The sequence below is a fragment of the Phaeodactylibacter luteus genome, from assembly GCF_007993045.1.
GTDB lineage: Bacteria > Bacteroidota > Bacteroidia > Chitinophagales > Saprospiraceae > Phaeodactylibacter > Phaeodactylibacter luteus.
In genome coordinates, this window is the sequence record NZ_VOOR01000209.1 from 1 (window position 1) to 455 (window position 455).

Annotated in this window: 1 protein-coding gene; it reads left to right on the top strand. The window is 52.3% G+C overall.

Annotated elements, in window-relative coordinates; translation table 11 throughout:
* Positions 1-455 (top strand): reverse transcriptase domain-containing protein (locus tag FRY97_RS22090; protein WP_246141900.1); only part of this gene is annotated, 455 nt, incomplete at both ends.

Sequence of the window (455 nt, forward strand, 5' to 3'; positions counted from 1 at the left end):
CTTTTCACCCTTCAGTTATGGTTTTCGTCCAGGACGGAGTGCCCACCAGGCATTGCGACAGGCAAAGCGTAACATCAATGAAGGATTCCAGGACATTATTGATCTGGACCTGAAAAGTTTCTTCGACGAAGTCAACCACAGCCTATTGTTGAAACTGCTGAAGCGCAAGGTAAAGGACCCTGTTCTATTGAAACTGATTCGTAGCTTTCTCAGCTCCGGCTTATTGCTCGGCGGGCTGGTTAGCCAGCGGGACAAGGGGACGCCCCAGGGCGGGCCACTTAGCCCACTGCTGTCTAACATCCTACTGGACGAGCTGGACAAGGAACTTGCCCAACGTGGTCATCGCTTTATCCGCTATGCGGACGATTGCAGTATTTTCCTGCAATCAAAGCGAGCCGCCCACCGGGTATTGCGCTCAATCACCCGTTTCATAGAAGAGGAACTGCGCCTATTGG